Consider the following 288-nt stretch of genomic DNA (forward strand, 5'->3'; position numbering starts at 1 on the left):
CGGATCGTTCGCGGCCTCGTTCAGCGTCGCGAGCGTTGCAACGAGTGCGGGATCGAGTGGGGATTCGTCGGATTCTGAAGTCATCGGTTCGGTCTGTAGCGGCAGGATATTCGTTCGGGCATTCAGCGCCGGTCGCGGACACTATATCGCTTCGCCCGTCACGCGCCCTTGATCGCGGCACGCATGAACGACACGAAATGCGTCGTGACGGGATCCTCGCGGCCCGACAGCCACGCGAGCCCCACACGCCACTTCGCGTCCCGGCCGTCGAGCGGCAACACCGTCGCG

The 288-nt window shown here is 65.3% G+C and carries 2 pseudogenes; both read right to left on the reverse strand.

Features of this window, described 5'->3' with window-relative positions:
- Window positions 1-84, reverse strand: a pseudogene (locus VL15_RS43540) (transcriptional regulator); the annotation flags it as partial.
- Between the two features lie 74 nt (window positions 85-158).
- Window positions 159-288 (reverse strand): annotated as a pseudogene (locus tag VL15_RS42565) (LysR family transcriptional regulator); the annotation flags it as partial.

The organism is Burkholderia cepacia (assembly GCF_001039005.1).
Lineage (GTDB): Bacteria > Pseudomonadota > Gammaproteobacteria > Burkholderiales > Burkholderiaceae > Burkholderia > Burkholderia theae.